The sequence below is a fragment of the Winogradskyella luteola genome (genome assembly GCF_019203985.1).
Lineage (GTDB): Bacteria > Bacteroidota > Bacteroidia > Flavobacteriales > Flavobacteriaceae > Winogradskyella > Winogradskyella luteola.
Genome location: NZ_JAGSPD010000031.1, coordinates 1 through 3,364, shown reverse-complemented (window position 1 = coordinate 3,364; position 3,364 = coordinate 1). Strand labels below are relative to the sequence as shown.

General features: G+C 36.9%; 3 protein-coding genes and 1 pseudogene. 2 read left to right on the top strand and 2 right to left on the bottom strand.

All coding sequences use genetic code 11. The features are described 5' to 3' along the window. Positions 1 to 590: pseudogene (locus tag KCG49_RS16250) on the top strand (hypothetical protein); the annotation flags it as partial. Between the two features lie 215 nt (positions 591 to 805). Here KCG49_RS16250 and KCG49_RS16245 read toward each other — a convergent pair. Next, entirely contained in the window at positions 806 to 2,110 is a 1,305-nt protein-coding gene (locus tag KCG49_RS16245) for a hypothetical protein (RefSeq protein ID WP_218548010.1), read from the bottom strand. Between the two features lie 24 nt (positions 2,111 to 2,134). On the opposite strand from KCG49_RS16245, the gene KCG49_RS16240 reads away from it, so the two are divergent. Next, positions 2,135 to 2,305 (top strand): hypothetical protein, encoded by a 171-nt coding sequence (locus tag KCG49_RS16240; protein WP_218548009.1) that lies wholly within the window; start codon positions 2,135 to 2,137, stop codon positions 2,303 to 2,305. Between the two features lie 116 nt (positions 2,306 to 2,421). Here KCG49_RS16240 and KCG49_RS16235 read toward each other — a convergent pair whose 3' ends face one another. After that, complete coding sequence (locus tag KCG49_RS16235) at positions 2,422 to 3,303, bottom strand: hypothetical protein (RefSeq protein ID WP_218548008.1); 882 nt, start codon at positions 3,301 to 3,303, stop codon at positions 2,422 to 2,424. Between the last annotated feature and the right edge of the window lie 61 nt (positions 3,304 to 3,364).

Genomic DNA, 3,364 nt, shown 5'->3' with positions numbered 1-3,364 from the left:
ACGATTGGATCACCACGGTCACCTATTACGACAAAAAATCGAGGCCCGTCTATGTGTATTCCAAAAACGCATACTTGGACACCGAGGACAGGGTAAAGAGCCAGCTCACTTTCGATGGAAGGGTCACCGAGACCACAAGTTCTAAGGAACGCTCTGGGACGACCCTAGATTTTATAGACCTGTATACCTATGACCACGCCAACCGTGTTTTGGAGCACAGAAATAAATTTGCCCATGCACCGCTCTACGAGGTCATTGCTTCTAATAGCTATGACGACCTGGGACAGCTCACCAACAAAGGGGTTGGGGGCAAACAAAATGCAACCGATAGATTACAGGATGTGGACTATAACTATAATGTAAGAGGTTGGTTAAGGGCTATTAATGATATCTCGGATCTAGATAAGGATCTCTTTGCCTTTGGGATCAACTACAACACACAGGATCATGGAGGTACAGAGCTTTACAACGGCAATATCGCCGAGACCGAGTGGAAGACCGCAAACGATAATGTTCTGCGCTGGTACAGGTACAGCTACGATGCGCTGAACAGGATCATCAACGGTACATCTTCAGTCAGTAGCCACTAAAGTCTTGAAGCCGTTGTCTACGACAAAAACGGTAATATCACAAACTTGGTAAGGAAAGGCCGGCACTAATCGTTAAAACCGCGATAAAAGTGTTCTAAAGTTGGAACAGTATTGATATAAAGGAAGTTAGAGTTAAGGCAGTTTTTTAAACTGTCTTACTGTTTTTTAAATCTCTCTGAATTATTGAAAATTGATTTTGAGAATTAGGATTTGAATCATTGTGATCTTTTACATCCGATTTTGACCATACACTTATTAAAGTTTCCATTAACTTCTAGTCTATTGGCTTTAGCTTTTTTAAGCGTATCAGAAAATAACAACTTATCGATCTTTTGACCACTAATAATTTCCATAGGTGTTTTACCATACAATCTGCAAGGATAGCGATAATGATTGTAATATTCCATAAAGGCATCTAGACTTTTTATGTGTGATGCTTTATCTTCGGATGGTTTACCACCCATAAACTCAGATTTGTAGATACTATGGGTAATCTCGGACATGGCATTGGAGAACGGGAATTCCTCTGTCATTGCTGTTATCTTTTTAACAACAGGTGGTGCATTGATATGCTTTACCCAAGAGAGTACTTCACCTTTATTTTCGGATCCACCATCGGAAAGGATATGAATATCTTTTGTGCGGTTATAAAGATTGTACTTCTCGAAGGTCTCTTTTAGAAGTTGTTTAATAAATAAGCTTCCTGTTTTTTCAGAAGTAGATTTATAATGTAAAAGTCCTGACGAAAAATTATCTTTTACAAAAGCTACTTTCTGTATGCCATCTTTGATGGTCTGTACATTGGTAATATCAATATGCAACCACTCAAAAACATAAGATGCTTTAAATCCTTTTTTGGCTTTGGCTCGAGATGGTTTTGATTTTATATACCCAAGTGCATTAGCATATTTTCTAAAGGTAGTGATACCACAATTAATTAGGCCTTTTCGTATAGCATTATAATAAATAGTAGTTATTGGTTTCTTAAAGTTTTCAGTTTGCTTTACTAGATGTTCAATATCAACAACCTCCTTTAAGGTCAATTGATTTGGGTATTGACGATAACATTTTTTAAACAGACTTGTTTTGCAAACGATCTTTCTTTTCTGAGCGTAATACCAGTCTTTAGAAATACCATAGAACTTACAAGCTTTTGTTATAGTTACTCTTGAAAACTCTGCCATATCTTCAATAGAAGTTACAATGCTGTTGGCATGCCGTTTCAATAAATTTTTATGATAGGCTAATTCACCAAGCATATTGTAAAACCCCCGTCTAGTTTTCAAAATGGTTTTGATAGCTCTAGCTGTAAACTTACTTTGAAAGACATCTTTGATATCATCAAACTGTTTGATGTAACTTTCTACTAAATGATGCCCATAGTAGCTATTATGATTAAACTGTCGCCAATTGTATTTTGTGGTTCTAGGAATTTCATTTAATTCTTGAAGGGATAGCATTCCGCTAGCAAAAAGAACAATGATAAGAGGGTGATAATTTCTTTTGGTTTGATAATTCAAAATGATTCGTGGTATATTTAAGGTATGGGTGCAGCGTATTACAACTATGGCAAGGTAGTAAGCAAAGAAGAATTTGATAAAGAGCGGCAACGAATTATTGCTGAGCGTATCAAAGAAGCTGAAGACGATGATAATCTAATCGATGAGGAAGATTTAGATTACTATTTGGATGAATTGCAAAAAATGAAAGACTAGATCAAGCTTGAAATTTAACTACAATTTAATTGCATTTTATTTGCGTTTTAGTAATGATCTAAACTAGAGCATAGATAGTATACCTGTCTTAAGGTATCACACAAAATAGAACTTGCTTATATTTTCAATTCAATAAGAGCATCAAACAATTCTGTCTTTACAACGTGGTGGGGTCCAAGTAAGTCTGTCCTTTCATAATCGACAAGCCCGAAAACAGTCAAAATTTTTTTAAATGTTCTAAGTCCATAGGCACCAAAGGCACTGCTCTCAACATACCTGTTATAGGGATGTAAGTCCAATAATCTTGGAAAAGCGGTATAATATTTCTCAGCATAAAAAGTATCCTTTCGCCTAATGCCACCATACCTACTCAACAATACCAGAGAAAATCCAAAGCCTACCTGCCCCCATTTTTCATCTTTATATCTATCAAAGTAGGCCCAGTTGAATTTGGTACAAAAGGTTTTAATAAGTAATGGCAGTAATCTGTCGTTGTCATTTATAAGCGAAATCCCTTTTTTGGTGATGCTCAGCTTATTGCTTCTCTTTTTGACGATGCCCGTAAGCTGTAAAAGAATATTGGATAGTTGTACGGAAATAGAATCTGCTTCCTTTCTTAGTTTTACATATCCCTGTTCAATATGCTCTTCTTTTAACCCACCATTTTCGTATACATCAAAAACAATTTTAGTCGGCAGGGCACCCGTTTTGGTAAGCGTGACCTCTTTTTTGTTCAGAATACTATTGGCCAAATATTTTACCTGGTTCAATATGGGAACAGTGCCATATTGTGTTTCCGAGAGTTTTTTGAGCTTTAAAATACTTCGCTCACCAAATGTATCATATAACAGCGTGTGCATCTGTGCTGGAACTAAGCCATCGAACTCATCGTTTACATGCTCGTTATAACCGTTGATAAAAGCTTCTACCTGTTTTTTGGACTTTTTATAATTGGTATGGCAGGTACAAGGAAAGCGGTTACGATGGGCTGGCCCCAACGATAGAAAGACCAGAAGTCAATGGAACCGTATCCCTGACCAGATCCGCAATCAGGTAGTG